Annotated in this window: 16 protein-coding genes; 9 read left to right on the forward strand and 7 right to left on the reverse strand. The window is 60.7% G+C overall.

All coding sequences use genetic code 11. From position 1 onward, the window contains the following. Positions 1–99 precede the first annotated feature (99 nt). The 4 genes from HX811_RS30140 to HX811_RS30155 form a co-directional block, all read right to left on the reverse strand. Complete coding sequence (locus HX811_RS30140; RefSeq protein WP_087694929.1) at positions 100–513, reverse strand: SufE family protein; 414 nt, start codon at positions 511–513, stop codon at positions 100–102. Next, positions 510–1715 (reverse strand): aminotransferase class V-fold PLP-dependent enzyme, encoded by a 1206-nt coding sequence (locus HX811_RS30145; RefSeq protein ID WP_003219343.1) that lies wholly within the window; start codon positions 1713–1715, stop codon positions 510–512. Before HX811_RS30145 ends, HX811_RS30140 begins: the two co-directional genes overlap by 4 nt. A 69-nt stretch (positions 1716–1784) precedes the next feature. Further along, positions 1785–2819, reverse strand: coding sequence for a 2,3,4,5-tetrahydropyridine-2,6-dicarboxylate N-succinyltransferase (gene dapD / locus HX811_RS30150; protein WP_003219342.1), 1035 nt, complete (start codon positions 2817–2819; stop codon positions 1785–1787). 33 nt (positions 2820–2852) lie between these two features. Next, positions 2853–3215: an ArsC family reductase gene (locus tag HX811_RS30155; RefSeq protein WP_003219341.1), complete on the reverse strand. Its 363-nt coding sequence runs from the start codon at positions 3213–3215 to the stop codon at positions 2853–2855. Between the two features lie 213 nt (positions 3216–3428). On the opposite strand from HX811_RS30155, the gene HX811_RS30160 reads away from it, so the two are divergent. Beyond that, a complete protein-coding gene (locus HX811_RS30160; RefSeq protein ID WP_177048607.1) occupies positions 3429–5072 on the forward strand; it encodes a Na+/H+ antiporter in 1644 nt (547 codons plus the stop codon). A 138-nt stretch (positions 5073–5210) separates the two neighbouring features. Here the strand turns inward: HX811_RS30160 and dapC are convergent, their stop codons facing one another. From dapC to map, 3 genes are all read right to left on the reverse strand, one after another. Beyond that, positions 5211–6410 carry a succinyldiaminopimelate transaminase gene (gene dapC / locus HX811_RS30165; protein ID WP_087694928.1) on the reverse strand — a complete coding sequence of 400 codons (1200 nt, stop codon included), beginning with the start codon at positions 6408–6410 and terminating at the stop codon, positions 5211–5213. Positions 6411–6456: 46 nt separating this feature from the next. Further along, positions 6457–9159 carry a [protein-PII] uridylyltransferase gene (locus HX811_RS30170; RefSeq protein WP_003219334.1) on the reverse strand — a complete coding sequence of 901 codons (2703 nt, stop codon included), beginning with the start codon at positions 9157–9159 and terminating at the stop codon, positions 6457–6459. 61 nt (positions 9160–9220) lie between these two features. Beyond that, on the reverse strand, positions 9221–10003 hold the full coding sequence (map, locus tag HX811_RS30175) for a type I methionyl aminopeptidase (RefSeq protein ID WP_008432239.1): 783 nt from the start codon (positions 10001–10003) through the stop codon (positions 9221–9223). 385 nt (positions 10004–10388) lie between these two features. On the opposite strand from map, the gene rpsB reads away from it, so the two are divergent. From rpsB to rseP, 8 genes are all read left to right on the forward strand, one after another. Beyond that, positions 10389–11126, forward strand: coding sequence for a 30S ribosomal protein S2 (rpsB, locus tag HX811_RS30180; protein ID WP_003219330.1), 738 nt, complete (start codon positions 10389–10391; stop codon positions 11124–11126). 192 nt (positions 11127–11318) lie between these two features. Continuing rightward, complete coding sequence (gene tsf / locus HX811_RS30185; protein ID WP_008432237.1) at positions 11319–12182, forward strand: translation elongation factor Ts; 864 nt, start codon at positions 11319–11321, stop codon at positions 12180–12182. A 211-nt stretch (positions 12183–12393) separates the two neighbouring features. After that, positions 12394–13137, forward strand: coding sequence for a UMP kinase (pyrH, locus tag HX811_RS30190; RefSeq protein ID WP_003219327.1), 744 nt, complete (start codon positions 12394–12396; stop codon positions 13135–13137). Next, positions 13134–13691, forward strand: coding sequence for a ribosome recycling factor (gene frr / locus HX811_RS30195; RefSeq protein ID WP_003219325.1), 558 nt, complete (start codon positions 13134–13136; stop codon positions 13689–13691). Before pyrH ends, frr begins: the two co-directional genes overlap by 4 nt. Positions 13692–13708: 17 nt before the next feature. After that, positions 13709–14464 carry a polyprenyl diphosphate synthase gene (gene uppS, locus HX811_RS30200; protein WP_003219323.1) on the forward strand — a complete coding sequence of 252 codons (756 nt, stop codon included), beginning with the start codon at positions 13709–13711 and terminating at the stop codon, positions 14462–14464. Further along, the gene (locus tag HX811_RS30205; RefSeq protein WP_008432232.1) at positions 14464–15270 is read left to right on the forward strand and encodes a phosphatidate cytidylyltransferase; all 807 of its coding nucleotides are present in this window, start codon (positions 14464–14466) and stop codon (positions 15268–15270) included. The genes uppS and HX811_RS30205 overlap by 1 nt, the downstream gene beginning before the upstream one ends. Next, positions 15267–16457, forward strand: a complete 1191-nt coding sequence (gene ispC, locus HX811_RS30210) for a 1-deoxy-D-xylulose-5-phosphate reductoisomerase (RefSeq protein WP_177048609.1) — start codon at positions 15267–15269, stop codon at positions 16455–16457. The genes HX811_RS30205 and ispC overlap by 4 nt, the downstream gene beginning before the upstream one ends. 53 nt (positions 16458–16510) lie before the next feature. Then, positions 16511–17863, forward strand: a complete 1353-nt coding sequence (rseP, locus tag HX811_RS30215; protein WP_008432227.1) for a sigma E protease regulator RseP — start codon at positions 16511–16513, stop codon at positions 17861–17863. Positions 17864–17886 lie beyond the last annotated feature (23 nt).

The following is a 17886-nucleotide window of genomic DNA, read 5'->3' on the forward strand; positions in this document are numbered from 1 at the left end:
GATCAAAATGTGGGAGCGGGCTTGCTCGCGAAAGCGGTGTATCAGTCGACATCTCCGGTGACTGACACGCCGCCTTCGCGAGCAAGCCCGCTCCCACATTTAGTTTTGTATAAGGCTCAACTCCCGCATCCGCTGAAGCACGGCATTCAACCCATTGCTGCGCGACGGCGATAACTGCCGCGACAGGCCCAGTTGCTCAAACCAGCCGGGCAAGTCGACGGCTTGCAGTTCGGCGGCAGACACACCGTTGACCCGCGCCAGCAACAACGCCACCAGCCCGCGTATCAGCCGTGCATCGCTGCTGGCGGCAAACTGCCAATGCCCATCCTGCAGGCGCCCCACCAGCCACACCAGGCTTTCACAGCCCTGCACCAGGTTGGCGTCGACCTTGTCTTCGTCCGGCAAGGCGGGCAGCCGCTCGCCCCATTGCATCAGCAGGCGGGCTCGTTGCTCCCAACTGCCGACCGCCTGGAACGCTTCCAGCGCGACAACGGCCTCAGTCGGCAAGCTCATCGCAACATATCCAGGGCTTGATCCAGCGCTTCAAAAAAGCGCTCCAGGTCATCGGAGTCGTTGTACAGCGCCAACGACACCCGAATCGCCCCCGACAATCCCATCTGCTTGAGCAGCGGCATCGCACAATGATGGCCGGCGCGCACCGCAATCCCTTGTTCGGTCAGCAAGTGGGCGAGGTCGGCGTTGTGCACGCCTTCAACCACGAAGCTGGCCAGGGCGACGTGCGGCGACCCCAGCAAGCGCACGCCATTGCGCGCTTGCAAGCCACGCAACAGGTAGTCGTGCAGGGCGGCTTCGTGAGCCGTCACCGCCTGCTGGTCCAGGGAACTCAGGTAATCCAGGGTTGCCCCCAGGCCGATCACGCTGGCGATCGGCGGAGTCCCGGCTTCGAAGCCGAGGGGCGCCGGGCGGAAACTGGCGCTTTGATAATCAGCCTGCTGCACCATCTCGCCCCCAAACTGCCAGTGGCGCAGGTGATGCAGGGCTTCGGTGCGGCCATACAGCACGCCGACGCCGTCCGGCCCGTAGAGTTTATGGCTGGAAAACACGTAGAAGTCGCAGCCCAGGGCCTGCATATCATGGCGACCATGCACGATGCCCTGGGCGCCATCGACCACCGTCAGTGCATCGTGGGCCTTGGCCAGCGCCAGCAGTTGCGGCAACGGCTGCCAGGCGCCAAGCACATTGGACAGTTGGCTCACCGCCAGCAGGCGGGTGCGCGGGCCGATCAGTTGGGCGGCGGCTTGCAGGTCGATCAAGCCGTCATCGTCAAGCGGCAGTACCACCAGCGCCAGCTCGCGACGCTTGGCCAGTTGCTGCCACGGCAGCAGGTTGGCGTGGTGCTCCAGGGCGCTGATGACAATCTCGTCGCCCGGGTTGAATAGGTGCTCAAGGCCATAAGCCAGGAGGTTCAGCGCCGATGTCGCGCCGTGGGTGAAGATGATTTGCCCCTCGTCACCGACGTTCAGCCACTGTGCCACCTTGCTGCGACTGTCCTCGAAAGCCTGGGTCGCATGGGCGCCCGGCAAGTGCTGTGCACGGTGCACATTGGCTGCGCCATTGGCGTAGTAATGGCTGATGGCGTCCAGCAGGGCTTGAGGTTTTTGCGTGGTGGCGGCGTTGTCCAGATAGGTCTGGTCTTGCCGTTGCAGGGTGGCGATGGCCGGAAAATCGGCGCGCCAGGGAGAGGGCACAAGCATGGTGATCAAGACTCGTATAAACGGCCCGCACCGGTCAGGCGCGGGCCGTTAGTGGCATCGAGTCGCTGCTTAGTTGTGAGCGTGCAGCGCTGCGTTCAGTTCGATGGCCGATTTGTGGGTTTTGCACTCCACGGCACCGGTCTCGGAGTTGCGGCGGAACAGCAGGTCCGGTTGGCCGGCCAGCTCGCGGGCCTTGACCACCTTGACCAGCTGGTTCTGCTCGTCCAGCAGCGCAACCTTGGTGCCGGCGGTCACGTACAGGCCCGACTCCACGGTGTTGCGGTCGCCCAACGGGATACCGATACCGGCGTTGGCGCCGATCAGGCAGCCTTCGCCGACCTTGATCACGATGTTGCCGCCACCCGACAGGGTGCCCATGGTGGAGCAACCGCCGCCCAGGTCCGAACCCTTGCCGACGAACACGCCAGCCGACACGCGGCCTTCGATCATGCCCGGGCCTTCGGTACCGGCGTTGAAGTTGACGAAACCTTCGTGCATCACGGTGGTGCCTTCGCCTACGTAGGCGCCCAGGCGGATCCGCGCGGCATCAGCGATACGCACGCCGCTCGGCACCACGTAGTCGGTCATCTTCGGGAACTTGTCCACCGAGAACACTTCCAGCAGGTCGCCACGCAGGCGCGCTTCCAGTTGACGCTCGGCCAGCTCATTGATGTCGATTGCGCCCTGGCTGGTCCAGGCCACGTTCGGCAACTGCGGGAACACACCGGCCAGGCTCAGGCCGTGAGGCTTGACCAGGCGATGGGACAGCAGGTGCAGCTTGAGGTAGGCCTCAGGCGTGGAGGTCAGTGCGGCGTCTTCGGCCAGCAGGGTGGCGACCAGCGGCGTGTGGCTTTCAGCCAGGCGGCTCAACAGGGCGGCTTGGGCAGCGTCGACGCCCTTGAGCGCGTCAGCCAGTTGCAGGGCCTGGGTGACGGTGAAAGTGATCGCCTGGTTGCCTTCGGTGTAACCGAGGATCGGCGCGATGGCCGCGATGATTTCAGCCGATGGATTGAGCAGCGGTTGTGCGTAAAACACTTCCAGCCAAGCACCTTGGCGGTTCTGAGTGCCGACGCCGAAGCCCAGGCTGAACAGGGAATTGGACATGCTGTTACCTCTACAAAAATGGAGTGGGCTGGCCTACTTGAGGGCCGCCGAATAGCTATCTGGCTTGAAGCCAATCAGGGTTTTGTCACCGAGATCAAGCACCGGGCGCTTGATCATCGAGGGTTGCGCGAGCATCAATTCAATGGCTTTCGCTTGGTCGAGATCGGCTTTGCGTTCGTCTTCGAGTTTGCGAAAGGTGGTGCCCGCACGGTTCAAAACCACCTGCCAACCGTGCTCATTGCACCATTGAGTCAAGTGTTCGCGGTCGATACCGGCCGTCTTGTAGTCATGAAACTCATACTGGATAGCGTGCTCATCGAGCCAGGTGCGCGCCTTTTTCATGGTGTCGCAGGCTTTGATGCCGAAAAGGTGCAACGTTTTGCTTGAAGCGGTCAAGGAATTGCCCCCCTTTGGGCTCACGCAGATTAAAGGTCACGGATTATGCCATGGCCAGCGGCTTTCGGCGCCGCTCGTCACACTTACGTTTTGCTCGTGTGCGACTTTTGTGCAAAGGCCATCGCGCAGCATAGGCGGCTAATATGGCACTTCAACGGCGAGTTGTTGCCTGATGTGTGTTGTTGCAAGTTGATTGTCTGGGAATCCCGCGTTATGCAAACCGCCTACACCGTACTTATCCTGCTGATGCTGGTCAGCGTTTCGCGCCTTGTCGGGCGTATCATCCCACTGCCGTTACCACTGGTGCAGATCGCCGCCGGTGCGTTGCTGGCCTGGCCGACCCTGGGGCTGCATGTCGCCCTGGACCCTGAGTTGTTTCTTTTCCTGTTTCTGCCGCCGCTGCTGTTCTCTGATGGCTGGCGCATGCCCAAGCGTGAATTGTGGCGCCTGCGCGGGCCGATCCTGACGCTGGCGGTGGGGTTGGTGCTGTTTACAGTGGTGGGTGCCGGTTACTTCATTCACTGGTTGTTGCCGAGTATTCCCCTGCCGGTGGCCTTCGCCCTGGCGGCCGTGTTGTCGCCGACGGATGCCGTGGCGGTGTCAGCCATTTCCCAGAATCGGTTGCCGACGCCACTGATGCACATGCTCCAGGGCGAGGCGTTGATGAATGATGCCTCGGGCCTGGTGACCTTCAAGTTCGCCCTGGCGGCGGCGCTGACCGGCGTGTTCTCGCTGGCGGATGCGAGCCTCACCTTTGTGCTGGTGGCCGTGGGTGGCCTGGCGGTCGGTGTGGCGTTGAGCTGGCTGGTGGGCCGCCTGCGTGCCTGGATGATCGCCCGGGGCTGGGACGACCCGGCGACGCACGTGGTGTTCATGTTGTTGCTGCCATTCGCCGCCTACGTGCTGGCCGAACGCCTTGGCGCCTCGGGCATCCTGTCGGCGGTGGCTGCGGGCATGATGCAAAGCTGGCTCGACCTGCTGCCGCGCCAGACCAGCACCCGGTTGCTCAACCGCAGCGTCTGGTCGCTGCTGGAGTTTGCGTTCAACGGCTTGATCTTCCTGCTGCTGGGCCTGCAACTGCCTGACATCATCAAGGCGGTGGTCAGCCATGAGCCGACGCTGTGGCCGACCTTGTTGTATCGCTGCCTGGACGTGATCGCGATTTTCCTGGTGCTGGTGGTGTTGCGGTTTATCTGGGTGCAAAGCATCTGGCGACTGTCGGGTTTATTGCGCCGGATTCGTGGGAAAAGTGAGCTGACGCTGGTGCCCACCGCGCGGTCCTGCTGGTTGCTGACCGTCGGTGGCGTACGCGGTGCCGTGACCCTGGCGGGTGTGATGTCGGTACCGTTACTGCTTGCGCCGGGGCAGGATTTTCCCGAGCGCGACCTGCTGATCTTCATCGCCGCCGGTGTGATCCTGCTTTCGCTCGTCGCGGCCTGCATCGGTTTGCCGCTGCTGTTGCGCGGCATCGAGAAGAGCCCGGATGAGAAACGCCACAATGAAGTGCGCGAGGCCTGGAAGAAGACCGCCGTGGCTGCTATCCATGCCCTGGAAGCCGAAGAACCCGCTGAAGCTGCACCCCAGGATGCCGCCCAGGCAGCCTTGGCCACCGAGCTCAAGGCGCGGTTGATGTCGGAGTATCGTCATCAACTGGAAGTGTTCAACGATTCGGCCGAAGCCCAGGCGCTGGCGTTGCAGATGGATCAACTGGAGCGCAAGTTGCGGCTCAAGGCCCTGCGGGCGCAGCGTCTGGAACTGTATAGCCTGAGCCGTCACCATCAGATTGGTGATGATGTGTTACGGGAGGTGTTGGCGGATCTGGATATGAGCGAGGCGAATCTGGGTCATATCAAATAACACCGCGGTGCTTGCTTGTGGCGAGGGAGCTTGCTCCCGCTGGGCTGCGTAGCGGCCCCAAAAAAGCGGGAGCGCTGCGCACTCCAGCGGGAGCAAGCTCCCTCGCCACAGCAAGCTCCCTCGCCACATTCAGCGCAGTTATTTATTGCGGGTAATAAAGTCGCGAATCCGCGTCGCCGCTTCCACACACTCCGCCAGCGGCGCAACCAGTGCCAGGCGTACACGCCCGGCGCCCGGGTTGACCCCGTCCACTTCCCGCGACAGGTACGAGCCCGGTACCACGGTCACGTGTTCTTCCACGAACAAGTCCCGGCAGAACGCCGCATCGTCGCCCTTCACATTCGGCCACAGGTAGAAGCCGCCGTCCGGGTTTTGCACGTCCAGCACCGGCTTCAGGATCGCCAGCACCGCATCGAACTTCTCCCGGTACAGGTCACGGTTGGCCTGCACGTGGGCTTCGTCCTGCCAGGCAGCAATGCTCGCCAGTTGGGTTTGCACCGGCATCGCGCAACCGTGGTAGGTGCGGTACAGCAGGAAGCCCTTGAGGATATCGGCGTCGCCGGCCACAAAGCCCGAACGCAGGCCCGGCAGGTTGGAGCGCTTGGACAGGCTGTGGAACACCACGCAACGCTTGAAGTCCTGGCGGCCCAGTTCCACGCAGGCGCTGAGCAGGCCTGGCGGCGGGGTTTGTTCGTCGAAGTACAGCTCGCTGTAGCACTCGTCGGCGGCGATCACGAAGTCGTATTCGTCGGCCAGGGCGATCAGCTTTTTCAGGGTGTCGACGGGAATCAGTGCACCGGTCGGGTTGCCTGGCGAGCAGAGGAACAGGATCTGGCAGCGTTTCCAGATGTCCGGCGATACGGCGTCGAAATCCGGGTTGAAGCCGTTTTCATCCAGGCACGGCAGGTAATGCGGCTTGGCCCCGGCGAGGAACGCAGCCCCTTCGTAGATCTGGTAGAACGGGTTCGGGCTGACCACCAGCGCGTCGTCGCCGCGGTTTACCACGGTCTGGGTGAAGGCGAACAGCGCTTCACGGGTGCCGTTCACCGGCAGGATGTTGCGCGCCGGGTCAAGCCAGCCCTTGGGCACGCTGAAACGGCGTTCACACCAGGCGCCAATGGCTTCGCGCAGGGCGGGAATGCCCAGGGTGGTGGGGTACACCGCCATCTGGTCCAGGTTGTTGGCCAGCGCCTCGGCAACAAACTGCGGGGATTTGTGCTTCGGCTCACCGATGGACAGGGCGATGGGGCGTTTGTCCGGGTTCGGCGTGACGCTGCCCAGCAGGACGCGCAATTTCTCGAACGGGTAGGGCTGCAGTTGGTTCAGGGCGTTGTTCATCGATAAATCTCGTTCAATTCATTGGAAGCTGAAAATGGGCGGTCGGTCAGATGCTCAAGCGTGACATCTCGACGCCGGTCTCCTGATTGACGCTCAACTGCTGGACGATGGCTTCCTGCAAGCGTCGGCACAGTTCAGGGTCGGAAAGCGGCTGGTTGTCGGCATCGGTAATGAAGAACACGTCTTCCACCCGCTCGCCCAGGGTCGCAATCTTGGCGTTCTGCAACGACAGGTCGAACTCCAGGAAGATCGTGCCGATCCGTGCCAGCAGGCCCGGGCGGTCCGGCGCGCTGAGTTCCAGCACCGTCACCGGGCGCTGGGCGTCGTTGTGGATGGTCACCTCGGGGGCAAAAGCAAAGTGCTTGAGCTGGCGCGGCACCCGACGCTGGATGATGGTCGGGTAGTCGTCAGGATTGCGCAGCGCGTCGGTGAGGCCTTTGCGGATCTTTTTCACCCGCTCCGGGTTGTCGCCGATGGACTCGCCTTCTGTGTCGAGCACGATGTAGGTGTCGAGGGTGAACTGGCTGCTGGAGGTGATGACCCGGGCGTCGTGAATGTTCAGGTTGAGCTGGTCCATCGCGGCCACGGTCACGGCGAAGAAGTCGTGCTGGTCGGGCGCGTAGATGAAGATCTGGGTGCCACCCTCGAACTCGCGCTGGGTGGTTTCCTTGATCAGCACCAGCGGGCCGCCATCGGCCGGCTGCTGCAGGATCGCGTCGCTGTGCCAGGCCACGTCGCCGGCGGTGTGGCGCAGGAAGTAGTCGTCTCCCAGTTGCGACCAGAGTTGCTCGACGTCGTCCGGGTCATTGCCGCCACGCACCAGAATATCCAGGGCCGCGCTTTGGGTGCGGCGGATCTGTTCTTCGCGGTCCACCGGGTTCTCCAGGCCGCGACGCAGCGCGCGCTTGGTCTCGGTGTAGAGCTGGCGCAACAGGCTGGCGCGCCAGGAGTTCCACAGCGTCGGGTTGGTGGCGTTGATGTCGGACACGGTGAGCACGTACAGGTAGTCGAGGCGGGTTTCATCGCCGACGGCCTGGGCAAAATCGTGGATCACCTGCGGGTCGGACAAGTCCTTGCGCTGGGCGGTGGTGGACATCACCAGGTGGTTCTGCACCAGCCACACGATCAGGCGGCTGTCCCACAGCGGCAACTGGTGACGCTGGCAGAACGCTTCGGCGTCCACTGCGCCAATTTCCGAGTGATCGCCGTGCCGGCCCTTGCCGATGTCGTGGTACAGGCCGGCGAGGTAGATCAATTCCGGCTTGGGCAGACGCGCCATGAGCTTGCTGGCCAGTGGGAATTTCTCTGACACCTGGGTGTACTGCAACTTACGCAGGTGCTTGATCAGGTTCAGGGTGTGGGCGTCCACCGTGTAGATGTGGAACAGGTCGTGCTGCATCTGCCCGACGATAAAACCGAACTCCGGCAGGTAGCGCCCCAGGATCCCGTAGCGGTTCATGCGACGCAGGTTGCGGTGGATGCCGATCTTGCACTTGAACAGCTCGATAAACAGGCTGGTATTGCGGATGTCGTGGCGGAAATCGTCGTCGATCAGGTGACGGTTTTCCCGCAGCAGGCGAATGGTGTCGGCGCGTACGCCCTTGATTTCCGGCTGCTGGGCCATCAACACGAAGATTTCCAGCATGGCGAACGGCGTGCGTTTGAACACGTTGTCGTTGCGTGCCTCGATATAGCCATCGTGGAGCTGGAAGCGCGCGTTGATCGGCTGCGGCGGTGCTTCGTCTTCCGGGGCCAGGATCACTTCTTCAAAGTGCTGGATGATCAGGTCGCTGAGCTGGGCAATGCTCATTACCACGCGGTAGTACTGCTGCATGAAACTTTCGATGCTGGTCTTCGCGTCTTCGCCTTCAAACCCCAGCAGGGTCGCGATGGAGCGCTGGTGGTCGAACAGCAGGCGGTCTTCGGAGCGCCCGGCCAGCATGTGCAGCGCGTAGCGCACTTTCCAGAGGAATTCCTGGGAGGAGGCCAGCAGGGCGTTTTCGCTCTCCACCAGGAAGCCTTCCCCGGCCAGGGCGCGCAGGTTCAGGGTGCCGTACTGGCGACGGGCGACCCACAAAATCGTCTGGATATCCCGCAGCCCGCCCGGGGAGCCTTTGACGTTGGGTTCCAGGTTGTATTCGGTGTCGTTGTACTTGTGGTGCCGGGCTTTCTGCTCGGCACGCTTGGCCAGGAAGAAGTCCTTGCTTGGCCACATGTGCGCGGTGCTGGTGACTTCCAGCATGCGCTGGCGCAGGCGCTCGGGGCCGGCGATGGTGCGGCTTTCCATCAGGTTGGTGATCACCGTCAGGTCGGCGCGGGCTTCCTGGGCACACTCGTCCACTGAGCGTACGCTTTGGCCGACTTCCAGGCCGATGTCCCACAACAGCGTCAGAAAACGCTCGATGGAGTCGCGAAAGATCTCGTGATCGGCGCTGTCCAGCAAGATCAGCAGGTCGATGTCGGAGTAGGGGTGCAGTTCGCCACGACCGTAGCCGCCGACCGCCACCAGGGCGATATCGGCGTCTTCACTCCAGCTGAACTGTTCCCAGGCCTTTTGCAGGATGTTGTCGACGAACCAGGCGCGGTCCTCGATCAGCCGGCGGATATCGCGGCCGGTACGAAAGCGCCCGTCGAGCACCTCGCGGGCCTGACGAATGGCCTTCTTGAAGGCTGCGATGGGGCTGGCCTTCAGTGCCAGTTCCGCCTGGAACTGGCCACGGTCGAAGAGTTCGGGATCCACCTGGGGCATCAATCGGTTTTCCTTTCTATCTATGGGTCACAGCGTCGCTATTAGAAAACCGGTGCAAACATTACGCCGAAACGCGGGGAATCGTGTCGTCGGCACGCAGGGTGAAGATCTCGTAGCCGGTCTCGGTCACCAGCAGGGTGTGTTCCCACTGCGCCGAGAGCTTGCGGTCCTTGGTGATGGCGGTCCAGCCGTCGCCCAGCACCTTGGTGTCGGCCTTGCCCTGGTTGATCATCGGCTCGATGGTGAAGGTCATGCCTGCCTTGAGCTCCATGCCGGTGCCGGCGCGGCCGTAGTGCAGGATCTGTGGCTCTTCGTGGAACACCTTGCCGATGCCGTGGCCGCAGAACTCGCGCACCACCGAGAAGCCGTTCTTTTCAGCGTGCTTCTGGATGATTTCACCGATGTCGCCCAGGCGGCAGCCAGGCTTGACGATCTCGATGGCCTTGTACATGCATTCCTGGGTGACTTGCGACAGGCGCTCGGCCCAGACCGGCACGGTGCCGACGTGGAACATGCGGCTGGTGTCGCCGTGGTAGCCGTCCTTGATGACGGTGACGTCGATGTTCAGGGTGTCGCCGTCCTTCAGCGGCTTGTCGCCGGGAATCCCGTGGCACACCACGTGGTTGATCGAGGTGCAGATCGACTTGGGGAAACCCTTGTAGTTCAGCGGCGCAGGGATGGCCTTTTGCACGTCGACGATATAGTCGTGGCAAATGCGGTCCAGCGCTTCGGTGGTGACGCCGGGCTTGACGTGTTCGGCAATCATTTCCAGGACGTCGGCAGCCAGTTTTCCGGCAACACGCATGCCAGCGATATCTTCGGCGGTTTTGAGGGTGACGGTCATACAGGCTCTCTCTAGCGCGACGCGCTGAAATCAATACGGTTTACGGGTGTGCGACAAAAGGTTGCAGAATTCGCACAAGCCCAAAAAACGCGATTCTAGCAGACGCAAGGGTGAAACCATGAGCGTCTGGCGATCGCTTCTGTCTATAACGATGGGGGCATTCTGGCTCTATTCAAAGGCTTAGGCAAAAGCGACTGACGGCAAATGTGATTGCGGGTTTCGTTTTTGCAAGCTCTGTGGTATAAAATGCGCCGCTTTCCGGGGATACCCCGCAAAGCTTAAATCCACACACGTGTCGACACGATGACCTGGGTGCCGGAGGCAAATGCCGCTGGTTGGTCATTGGGATACGTGGAGGCCAAACCCGACTTATTAAGGAACTATCATGTCCCAAGTCAACATGCGCGATATGCTGAAGGCCGGTGTGCACTTCGGTCACCAGACCCGTTACTGGAACCCGAAAATGGGTAAGTACATTTTCGGCGCGCGTAACAAGATCCACATCATCAACCTTGAAAAAACCCTGCCAATGTTCAACGAAGCTCTGACTTTCGTAGAGCGCCTGGCCCAGGGCAAAAACAAGATTCTGTTCGTCGGCACCAAGCGTTCCGCTGGCAAGATCGTTGCTGAAGAAGCAGCACGTTGCGGTTCGCCGTACGTCGATCACCGCTGGTTGGGCGGCATGCTGACCAACTTCAAAACCATCCGTGCTTCCATCAAGCGTCTGCGTGACCTTGAAGTGCAAGCCGAAGACGGTACTTTCGCCAAGCTGACCAAGAAAGAGGCGCTGATGCGCACTCGCGACCTGGAAAAGCTCGATCGTTCCCTGGGTGGTATCAAGGACATGGGCGGTCTGCCTGACGCACTGTTCGTTATCGACGTTGATCACGAGCGCATCGCGATCACCGAAGCCAACAAGCTGGGCATCCCGGTTATCGGCGTAGTCGATACCAACAGCAGCCCGGAAGGCGTTGACTACATCATCCCAGGCAACGATGACGCAATCCGCGCTATCCAGCTGTACATGGGTTCGATGGCTGACGCTGTAATCCGTGGTCGCAACCACGTTGCTGGCGGTACCGAGCAGTTCGTTGAAGAAGCTCCGGTAGCTGCAGCTGAGTAACTGACGCCTTGGCGTTGACTCAGTAAGCAAAAAGGGGGCTTGGCCCCCTTTTTGCCACCTCGAAAACCATTTGTCGGCAGCGCAGCTACAACATCTGTAACGTGCAGCGGCCTACAAGGGTGGTTCGGGAAGAATTGATCGCCCGTTCAATCGGGTGGAATGGTTGAAAACCTATCCAAGAGGATTTTGAAAATGGCAGAGATTACTGCAGCGTTGGTTAAAGAACTGCGTGAGCGTACCGGCGAAGGCATGATGGATTGCAAAAAGGCCTTGACCAAGGCCGGCGGCGACATCGAAAAAGCCATTGATGACATGCGTGCTTCGGGCGCCATCAAGGCTGCCAAGAAAGCAGGCAACGTGGCTGCTGAAGGCGCCATCGCAATCAAGGAAGACGGCAAATCGGCCGTTATCCTGGAAGTTAACTCGCAGACCGACTTCCTGGCCCTGCAAGACGACTTCAAGAACTTCGTCGCTGCCAGCGTTGAAAAAGCATTCGCTGACAAGCTGACCGACGCCGCTCCGCTGATCGAAGCTCAAGAAGCTGATCGTCTGGTTCTGGTGGGTAAAGTAGGCGAGAACGTTAACATTCGTCGCCTGACCCGCGTTGAAGGTGACGTTGTGGGTGCTTACCTGCACGGCAACAAGATCGGTGTTGTGGTTGCCCTGAAAGGCGGCAACGTTGAACTGGCCAAAGACATCGCTATGCACGTAGCGGCCAGCAACCCTGAATTCCTGCTGCCATCGGAAGTTTCTGCTGAAGCCATCGAACGCGAGAAAGCCGTGTTCCTGCAGCTGAACGAAGAAAAAATCAAAGGCAAGCCTGAAAACATCGTTGAAAACATGGTTAAAGGCCGTATCAGCAAGTTCCTGGCTGAGGCTTCCCTGGTTGAGCAGGCGTTCGTCAAGAACCCTGAAATCAAGGTTGGCGAACTGGCCAAGAAAGCCGGTGCTGAAATCGTTTCCTTCACCTACTACAAAGTAGGCGACGGCATCGAGAAGCCGGTCGACAACTTCGCTGAAGAAGTTGCTGCCCAGCTGGCTGCCACCAAGAAGTAAGACAGTTTTTAACTGTCGCCCAAAAGAGGCTGCCCGCTTACGCGCGCAGCCTCTTTTCAAATGGGGTGATCGATTTTTATTGGTTTCCCTTTGGAACTGGCTTACAAAGCCGTGTTCCGATGGCGCTGTGACAGCGTCAAGCTAGAGTGAACGCAGGCCGTAAACGGCTTGCCAAGAATTTTCAAAAAATACGCCGCAGGAGAGATTCGCAATGGCTCAGCAGGGCAGTGGTCATCAGGCTCGCTATAAACGCATTCTACTCAAGCTTAGCGGCGAGGCCCTGATGGGCTCGGAAGAGTTTGGGATCGATCCCAAAGTACTCGATCGCATGGCGCTGGAAGTCGGCCAGTTGGTCGGTATCGGTGTCCAGGTCGGTCTGGTGATCGGCGGCGGCAACCTGTTCCGTGGCGCGGCACTCAGCGCTGCCGGCATGGATCGGGTGACAGGCGACCACATGGGCATGCTGGCCACTGTGATGAACGCCCTGGCCATGCGTGATGCGCTGGAGCGCGCCAATATCACCGCGATCGTGATGTCGGCTATTTCCATGGTTGGCGTAACGGATCACTATGATCGTCGCAAGGCCATGCGTCACCTGGATGCCAAGGAAGTCGTGATTTTTGCGGCCGGTACCGGCAACCCATTCTTTACCACCGATTCGGCAGCTTGCCTGCGTGGTATCGAGATCAACGCGGACGTGGTGCTCAAGGCCACCAAGGTTGACGGTGTCTACACTGCAGACCCATTCAAAGACCCGCATGCCGAGAAGTTCGATCATCTGACTTATGATGAAGTACTGGATCGCAAGCTGGGCGTGATGGACCTGACGGCAATTTGCTTGTGCCGCGACCACAAGATGCCGCTGCGCGTATTTAACATGAACAAGCCCGGCGCCCTGCTGAACATCGTACACGGCGGCGCGGAAGGGACTCTGATCGAGGAAATCGAACAATGATCAACGAAATCAAAAAAGACGCTCAAGAGCGCATGCAAAAATCCCTGGAATCCCTGAACCATGCGTTTGGCCAGATTCGTACCGGCAAGGCCCACCCAAGCATCCTGGGCAGCGTGATGGTGCCTTACTACGGCGCTGATACCTCGATCACCCAAGTGGCCAACATCACTGTAAAAGATTCGCGCACCCTGCAAGTCGTTGCTTTCGAGCGCAACATGCTCGGCGCCGTCGACAAGGCCATCCAGAGCGCCGGTTTGAACCTCAATCCGACCAACCTGGGCGAATTGCTGCTGATCTCCATGCCTGCCCTGACCGAAGAAACCCGCAAGGGCTTCACCAAGCAGGCGCGCAGTGCAGCAGAAGACGCACGTGTTGCCGTGCGCAACATCCGTCGTGATGCCTTGGGTGACCTGAAGAAGCTGGTCAAGGACAAGGAAATCAGCGAAGACGAAGAGCGCCGTGCCGTTGCTGATATCGACAAGCTGACTAAAGATGCCGAGGCCCAGATCACCAAGGCCACGGAAGATAAAGAAAAGGACCTGATGGCCGTATAAGGGGTCAGGACGCCTTCATGGAAAAGACCAAGCAGACTGTGCCCTCCGTGGTGCCGCGCCATGTCGCGATCATCATGGACGGGAATAATCGCTGGGCGAAGAAGCGCTTTATGCCGGGCGTTGCCGGGCATAAGGCGGGTGTCGACGCTGTACGAGCCGTGATCGAGGTGTGCGCCGAGGCCAAGGTCGAAGTATTGACCCTGTTCGCGTTCTCCAGTGAAAACTGGCAGCGCCCGGCCGAGGAGGTCAGTGCCTTGATGGACCTGTTCTTCAAGGCCCTGCGCCGCGAGGCCAAGCGCCTGAACGAGAACAACATCAGCCTGCGTATCATCGGTGACCGTTCGCGGTTTCATCCGGAGCTGCAGGCGGCCATGCGCGAAGCCGAGGCGATCACTGCCGGCAGCAACCGTTTTGTGCTGCAGATCGCAGCCAACTACGGCGGCCAGTGGGATATTGCCCAGGCCGCGCAGCGTCTGGCGCGGGAAGTGCAGGCCGGCCATCTGCGTCCGGAAGACATTACCCCCGAACTCTTGCAAACCTGCCTGGTGACCGGCGACCTGCCGTTGCCGGACCTGTGCATTCGTACCGGTGGCGACCATCGCATCAGCAACTTCCTGTTGTGGCAGTTGGCCTATACCGAACTGTACTTCTCCGACCTGTTCTGGCCGGACTTCAAACACGATGCCATGCGCAATGCGCTGGCCGATTTCGCTTCCCGTCAGCGTCGCTTCGGTAAAACGAGCGAGCAGATCGAAGCTGGAGCCCGGGTTTAATGCTTAAACAACGAATCATCACGGCGCTGATCCTGCTGCCTATTGCCCTGTGCGGGTTTTTCCTGCTTGAAGGTGCGAACTTCGCGCTGTTCATCGGCCTGGTTGTGACCCTGGGTGCCTGGGAATGGGCGCGCCTGGCGGGTTTCGCCGCGCAGTTGCCTCGTGTGGTGTATGCCGCTGTCGTGGCGTTGTTGATGTTCCTGATGTACATCCTGCCGGACGTGGCGCCCTGGGTGCTGGGTGCGGCGGTGTTGTGGTGGGCGTTGGCGACCTATCTGGTGCTGACCTATCCGGGCACCAGCAGTCACTGGTCCAGTGTCGCCTGCAAGCTGGTGATTGGCCTTTTGATTCTGTTGCCTGCCTGGCAGGGCCTGGTCTACATCAAGCACATGCAACTGGGTAACTGGCTGATCATGGCGGTGATGGTTCTGGTGTGGGGTGCCGATATCGGCGCCTATTTCTCCGGGCGTGCCTTCGGCAAGCGCAAGCTGGCGCCGGCGGTCAGTCCGGGCAAAAGCTGGGAAGGCGTATATGGCGGCCTGGCGTTGACCCTGGTGATTACCGTGGTGGTCGGTGTGGTGCGTGGCTGGACCGTCAAGGAAATGCTACTGGGCCTGGTGGGCGCAGCCGTGGTGGTGTTCATCTCGGTGGTCGGTGACCTGACCGAAAGCATGTTCAAGCGCCAGGCCGGGATCAAGGACAGCAGTAACCTGCTGCCGGGTCACGGTGGCGTGCTGGACCGTATCGACAGCCTGACTGCCGCGATCCCGATCTTTGCCGTACTGCTGTGGATGGCTGCCTCGTGAGCCGCCTGCAACAGGTAACCGTGCTGGGCGCTACCGGCTCGGTGGGGCTAAGCACCCTGGATGTGATCGCCCGTCATCCCGAGCGTTATCAAGTATTCGCCTTGACCGGTTTCAGTCGCCTGAATGAGCTGCTGGCACTGTGTGTGCGGCACGCGCCGCAATACGCAGTAGTGCCCGAAGCGGCAGTTGCACGTGGTTTGCAGGATGACTTGCGCGCTGCGGGCCTGGCGACTCAGGTGTTGGTGGGGGAGGAGGGGTTGTGCCAGGTTTCGGCAGACCCTGAGGTCGACACCGTGGTTGCGGCGATTGTCGGCGCTGCCGGCTTGCGCCCGACCCTGGCGGCCGTTGATGCGGGCAAGAAGATTCTGCTGGCCAACAAAGAAGCCCTGGTGATGTCCGGGGCACTCTTCATGCAGGCGGTGCGCAAGAGCGGCGCCGTGCTGTTGCCGCTCGACAGCGAGCACAACGCGATTTTCCAATGCATGCCGGGTGATTTCGCCCGCGGGTTGAGCCAGGTCGGCGTGCGCCGGATTCTGCTGACAGCCTCCGGTGGCCCGTTCCGGCAGACGCCGCTGGCCGATCTGGAACATGTTTCTCCCGATCAGGCGTGCGCTCACCCGAACTGGTCCATGGGGCGCAAGATCTCGGTGGATTCAGCGAGCATGATGAACAAGGGCCTGGAGCTGATTGAGGCCTGCTGGTTGTTCGATGCCCGGCCGGACCAGGTCGAGGTGGTGATCCACCCGCAAAGTGTGATTCATTCCCTGGTGGACTATGTGGATGGCTCGGTATTGGCCCAACTGGGCAATCCGGACATGCGTACGCCGATCGCCAATGCCCTGGCATGGCCTGAGCGGATTGACTCGGGTGTTGCGCCGCTGGATCTGTTTGCCATTGCCCGTCTGGACTTCGAAGCGCCCGACGAGCAACGCTTCCCTTGCCTGCGTCTTGCGCGGCAAGCTGCGGAGGCGGGTAACAGTGCCCCGGCGATGCTGAATGCGGCCAATGAAGTGGCTGTGGCGGCGTTTCTGGACCGGCGCATCCGCTTTCCGCAGATCGCGGGTATCATCGAGGACGTTTTGAGCCTTGAGCCCGTCGTCCCGGTGAATGATCTGGGCGCGGTGTTCGAAGCGGATGCAAAGGCCCGGGCCTTGACCGAGCACTGGTTGAGCCGCAATACGCGTTAGCCTCTGGGTGTGTTCAAGCCTTCAGGCACTGGATTGAAATGCGGAGAAATTAGATGAGTGCGCTCTACATGATTGTCGGCACCCTGGTTGCTCTGGGTGTGCTGGTTACCTTCCACGAGTTCGGCCATTTCTGGGTCGCGCGTCGTTGCGGCGTCAAGGTACTGCGCTTTTCCGTAGGCTTCGGCATGCCGTTGCTGCGCTGGCACGACCGTCGTGGCACCGAGTTCGTAATTGCGGCCATTCCATTGGGCGGCTACGTCAAGATGCTCGACGAGCGCGAAGGCGAAGTGCCGGCTGATCAGTTGGATCAATCCTTCAACCGCAAGACCGTTCGTCAGCGCATCGCCATCGTCGCGGCAGGCCCGATCGCGAATTTCCTGTTGGCGATGGTGTTCTTCTGGGTCCTGGCCATGTTGGGCAGCCAGCAGGTGCGTCCGGTGATCGGTGCCGTCGAGGCCGACAGCATGGCGGCGAAGGCCGGCCTGACTGCCGGGCAAGAAATTGTTGCAGTTGATGGCGAGCCAACCACCGGCTGGGGTGCCGTCAATTTGCAGTTGGTGCGTCGCCTGGGTGAAAGCGGCATCGTGAAACTGGTGGTGCGCGATCAGGATTCCACCACCGAAACCTCGCGCGAGCTGGCCCTGGATCACTGGCTGAAAGGCTCCGATGAGCCTGACCCGATCAAATCCCTGGGCATTCGCCCATGGCGTCCGGCCTTACCGCCGGTGCTGGCGGAGCTGGATCCGAAGGGGCCGGCCCAGGCCGCGGGTCTGAAAACCGGTGATCGCCTGCTGGCCCTCGATGGCCAGGCGCTGAGTGACTGGCAGCAGGTGGTCGACCTGGTGCGTGTACGCCCTGATACCAAAATTGTGCTGAAAGTTGAGCGCGATGGTGCTCAAATCGACGTCCCTGTGACCCTGGCGGTTCGTGGGGAAGCCAAGGCAGCCGGGGGTTACCTGGGGGCCGGCGTCAAAGGTGTCGATTGGCCACCTTCGATGGTTCGAGAGGTCAGCTTCGGGCCGTTGGCAGCGATTGGCGAGGGTGCGAGACGCACCTGGACCATGAGTGTGCTGACCCTCGATTCCCTCAAGAAAATGTTGTTCGGCGAGCTCTCGGTAAAAAACTTGAGTGGACCGATAACCATTGCTAAAGTGGCGGGCGCTTCTGCCCAGTCGGGCGTTGTAGATTTCCTGAATTTCCTGGCTTATCTGAGTATTAGCCTTGGGGTTCTGAATTTGTTGCCCATTCCAGTATTGGATGGGGGGCATCTGTTGTTTTATCTGGTCGAGTGGGCGCGTGGTCGCCCCTTGTCGGATCGGGTGCAGGGTTGGGGGATACAGATCGGTATCAGTTTGGTGGTCGGGGTGATGTTATTAGCCCTGGTCAACGATCTGGGACGACTGTAACGCTTCGCTGAATTGCGAATCTG

The sequence above is a fragment of the Pseudomonas sp. F8002 genome (genome assembly GCF_013385495.1).
GTDB lineage: Bacteria > Pseudomonadota > Gammaproteobacteria > Pseudomonadales > Pseudomonadaceae > Aquipseudomonas.

Excerpts from the sequence above, each read along its gene's own strand:
- pyrH (WP_003219327.1), top strand. The coding sequence starts at position 12,394 with ATGGCTCAGCAGGGCAGTGGTCATCAGGCTCGCTATAAACGCATTCTA.
- tsf (WP_008432237.1), top strand. The coding sequence starts at position 11,319 with ATGGCAGAGATTACTGCAGCGTTGGTTAAAGAACTGCGTGAGCGTACC.
- rpsB (WP_003219330.1), top strand. The coding sequence starts at position 10,389 with ATGTCCCAAGTCAACATGCGCGATATGCTGAAGGCCGGTGTGCACTTC.
- uppS (WP_003219323.1), top strand. The coding sequence starts at position 13,709 with ATGGAAAAGACCAAGCAGACTGTGCCCTCCGTGGTGCCGCGCCATGTC.
- HX811_RS30205 (WP_008432232.1), top strand. The coding sequence starts at position 14,464 with ATGCTTAAACAACGAATCATCACGGCGCTGATCCTGCTGCCTATTGCC.
- map (WP_008432239.1), bottom strand. The coding sequence starts at position 10,003 with ATGACCGTCACCCTCAAAACCGCCGAAGATATCGCTGGCATGCGTGTT.
- dapC (WP_087694928.1), bottom strand. The coding sequence starts at position 6,410 with ATGAACAACGCCCTGAACCAACTGCAGCCCTACCCGTTCGAGAAATTG.
- HX811_RS30160 (WP_177048607.1), top strand. The coding sequence starts at position 3,429 with ATGCAAACCGCCTACACCGTACTTATCCTGCTGATGCTGGTCAGCGTT.
- HX811_RS30140 (WP_087694929.1), bottom strand. The coding sequence starts at position 513 with ATGAGCTTGCCGACTGAGGCCGTTGTCGCGCTGGAAGCGTTCCAGGCG.
- frr (WP_003219325.1), top strand. The coding sequence starts at position 13,134 with ATGATCAACGAAATCAAAAAAGACGCTCAAGAGCGCATGCAAAAATCC.
- rseP (WP_008432227.1), top strand. The coding sequence starts at position 16,511 with ATGAGTGCGCTCTACATGATTGTCGGCACCCTGGTTGCTCTGGGTGTG.
- HX811_RS30145 (WP_003219343.1), bottom strand. The coding sequence starts at position 1,715 with ATGCTTGTGCCCTCTCCCTGGCGCGCCGATTTTCCGGCCATCGCCACC.
- dapD (WP_003219342.1), bottom strand. The coding sequence starts at position 2,819 with ATGTCCAATTCCCTGTTCAGCCTGGGCTTCGGCGTCGGCACTCAGAAC.
- HX811_RS30170 (WP_003219334.1), bottom strand. The coding sequence starts at position 9,159 with ATGCCCCAGGTGGATCCCGAACTCTTCGACCGTGGCCAGTTCCAGGCG.